Genomic DNA, 3,791 nt, shown 5'->3' on the forward strand with positions numbered 1-3,791 from the left:
AATTTTTACCTGCTAATGAATACCTATGCAACAGGCGTAGTTCTGAGCCGTAGTTTTTAAAATCATCACGAATTAAAGTTCTATTTTCTTCCGGGTTGTCAGCCACACCAATTTGGGTGAGATTGCCCAGGGCATCTCTACTAGAAATGAGACCAAATGCTTTTACGTTCAACTGCGTTTTTGGGCTGAATCGGTAATCTAAAGTGGCAGCCATTAAATTCCATGATACTTGAAACCAGTTTCTGTCTCGCAATGACTGTTTAAGATTACCATCTTCAAATCGATCATCTGTCAAACCGCCTGGTTGTTGTGCCTTATATTTCATAAATGAACCCTCTACACCTATCTTAAGCCGTTCATTTAGTTGCCAACCGAAGCGCGTAAAAGCAGTGTGGGCATCAAATTCTGAATTATCTCTCCAGCCATCACCTTGTCTGTATTGGTAATAACCATAATAATCAATGTTATTTTTTGTTCCTCCTATGCTTGCGAAGCTGTTAATCATGCCAAATGACCCAACGGCTTGTTCAAAATGTATATCCAACGGCATACTAGGTGCTTCTTTCAATCGAAAATTTAGCATACCCCCAAACTGTGTACCATATTGAAGGGACGCTGCACCTCTAACGATTTCAATTCGTTCTACAGCCTGCATCGCAGGAAGGTAGTAACTCTCAGGATATCCCAGAGCATCAGCGCTCATGTCGTATCCATTTTGTCTGGTATTAAAATTAGCCGTTCTGCCTGGCCCTAGTCCTCGCGTAGCAATGTCTAACTGCAGTCCGGCAAAGTCACTCTCCCATATATTTAGGCCGGGTACTTTTGCAAAAACTTGTCGGGCATTGTTGTTTACTTTATTGGCTGCAAAATCTTCCAGCTTAATTACTTCATTTTTCTTTGCTTCGTAGATGCCATAGTTTTCGATAGCTTGAAGTCGTGAAATACCACCAAGAGTTTCTCTTTTATCATAAATTTCTACTTCATCCAGGTTGTCTGAAAGATCGTTTAAATAGAAGTTAATGGTCAAATTGTTGTTAAGAATAACGGTTTTTGTGGCAATAGCCATTCCAAGACTAAAGGCGCCTAATGTGTGTTCGCCTGCCGGTAGTTTCATTTTGAAATTCCCTGAACTGTCTGCCTTTGCCGATAAATTGAGTGCCTGAACAAATAGGGTAGCTTCTTCAAAAGGACGCATCGTGTTCTTATCGAGAATTTTTCCCGTGATAGTATACGTTTGAGCACTTGCAATGCATGCTTGAATTAAAATGAGTATAATGACTGTTAATTTCCTCATTTTTCAAGAAATGGATTTATCCATGATTTATGCCGCCAGGTATCTTCTAGCCTGGTGAGATCAGCTTTAGGGTCTATTAAAAGTTGAGCAGGCCTGGCATTTAATGTCACCCATACTTCGGCAGTTACAACAGGATCAGCAAGGCCTTGAGTCTGAAAATGACCTTTTAAGTAGTGTGCAAATTGCAAAATAAGATCAGGTTGCATGGCCATTTGTTTTTCCTGGTGCGAATTTAGAAATTGATGATTAATTACCGCACCCTTTCTTCCATTTTGACCATCTTGAACATAAAATGTGGCGGTACCTGCTTTTTCCATTAACATTACCCGCCAGGAAAAACGATATCCTTCCTCTGTCCAGAAGAGGTTGCCAGGGTAGGTGAGATAACGCCAGGGGAATAATGCTTGAAAAATAAAGAAAGGGATTAGTAGTTTAGGAAGCCATCTATACCTTGGCTCATACAATTTTGACGCTGAAATTTCTTCGCGTTCAACTGTAACGTTTACCCTGAAAGGTTTACCTAAAACCTGAATGATCTTTTCATGAAACGTGGGGGAAAAGAAAATGGTAACGGCAAATATCATCACCATTGGGAAAACGCCAATTTGAAAAAGTATGCCGGTGAGGGTGTGAAAAATGACGACAGCAATGTAGGATATCCAGCGAGTTTTCCGATAGAGTAATCCAAATACAATGAATGTATCAAACAACATACCTATCCAGCTAAAAAGATAGGCAGTGAATTTATATTGAAAAATAGGACCAATAACTGGAATGCCAGTTTTTGCAGGTAGCCAGATAGAGAGGGGTAGAGCTTCGAAAAGCCAATCGCTATTGATTTTAGCAAGCCCTGCATATATATAAACTATAGCAATTTGTAGTTTGAAAATATCAATGATCCATCGAGGTATTTGATGAAGTACAATGGTAGGATTTCTGGCAACATCCATGGAAAAATTCCGATGCGCTGGCACGAATATTAACAAAAAGGCCACTATGCTTACGAAGTAATAATGATTGAGATAATAGGTAATGTCAATCAGCTCAACGTATGTGAAGCATAAGAAAAAAACGACCGTGGATAATCTATAAAACATGCCTAGAATAATGCCCAGACAAGACATAGCCATTATTCCGAATATGGCATACATGCCTTCTCGAGATAGGGGTTTCACCCATTCGAAGCCGTAATAATAGAAATGTAGAGAAGGTTCAACCAATTGCGTATCTACCCAGCCCAACCAAACGTATCGGGCAGTACTGAACAGCATTAGTAATCCAAAAATAATACGAAAGACAACTAGTGGGGCAATTGATGTGGATTGCCCCAGATATTGTTGAAGGTTTTTATATGATAATTGATTGATCACAGGTTAGTCACCGTCTCCTGAATTGAATGTGATACTAATTCCCAGCAATGAACTCATAGAACTTTTAAAATTAGCTGTATTAGCCTGCAATAGGTTTCGCAGGGTAATTATCTCCTCGGCATCAATATTTTGGGATAACTCGCCCTGTGGAAGTGCTTCAATGGCTTTGTCTATTTCATCAATAGTTAAGAGAGTAGAGGCCACGAGTTCTTCACCGCCCACCACACTTTTAAGATAATCCTGAAATCCAGTGATGTCCTGACCATTTTTTCCAATGCCTAGATACATGTTTTTAATACTTGCAAAGTGTTCAACAATTAAACCTCTACTTATTCCACTGTAATAGGCCTCAACTAATTGTCCATCAGAGTTGGTTTGCCCTGCTGACAGACCCGCGGGTAGTTCAAGTTTAAAATTTTTCAAATTTTCATAATCCTTTACCCACTCATTATAGAGTAACGAAATGGAGCTGCCTGCAGACGTACTATTATCTGAGATGAATTGATTATAATAACCAGAATTCCAGTTACTTACAATTCCATCAAAAGTATCTTTCAGTTCGTTTGTAATAAGCAACAGATAGTCAATCCTTGCTTGATCAAAACTTGCTATTAGTTCAGCGTCTGTTTGCCCATTGCCATAGATTAAATATTCAACAGCATAAAAGCCTCTTATATCTCTATCGAAAGATCCGGCAAGATTAAAAGCAGCATCAGAAATGTTTGTTTCAACTTGCTGTTCATCCACTGGAAAAACACCAAGCACTGATGCATAGGGGCCAAGGTTTAAATTAGCCGGACCGAAACCAAACGCTGAGCAATGCTGATGTGCATTTACGGCTCCTACCCATGCCTCTCTCATTGTTAATAAATTCTGCTCGTTCGGGTTTGAGTTGAACGAACTTACCGCTGTGGAAAGTGAATTCACTTGGCTTTGTAAATTTTCAAAGTTTGGCAGAATGATATTATCAGCCAAGCTCGTGAGTAACTCGGTTCTGTCAAAGTTGTTAGCTCCGTTATCTGTATCATCTTCTGAACATGATGTAATGCCTGAGATGAATAATAATGACAGAACAAAAATGAATGTCTTAAATAGGTGTTTCATAAGTATGTATTTAAAACCAAAGA

3 protein-coding genes are annotated in these 3,791 nt (G+C 39.3%); all 3 read right to left on the bottom strand.

The annotated features are described in order from the left end of the window. A partial coding sequence (locus RLO81_RS04010) for a carboxypeptidase-like regulatory domain-containing protein (protein ID WP_350107572.1) occupies positions 1 to 1,294 on the bottom strand: 1,294 nt, incomplete at its 3' end. After that, on the bottom strand, positions 1,291 to 2,664 hold the full coding sequence (locus tag RLO81_RS04015; protein WP_350107575.1) for an HTTM domain-containing protein: 1,374 nt from the start codon (positions 2,662 to 2,664) through the stop codon (positions 1,291 to 1,293). The genes RLO81_RS04015 and RLO81_RS04010, both read right to left, overlap by 4 nt. Positions 2,665 to 2,667: 3 nt before the next feature. After that, on the bottom strand, positions 2,668 to 3,791 hold a 1,124-nt coding region (locus RLO81_RS04020), incomplete at its 5' end, for an imelysin family protein (protein ID WP_350107578.1).

The organism is Fulvivirga sp. (genome assembly GCF_040220315.1).
GTDB lineage: Bacteria > Bacteroidota > Bacteroidia > Cytophagales > Cyclobacteriaceae > Fulvivirga.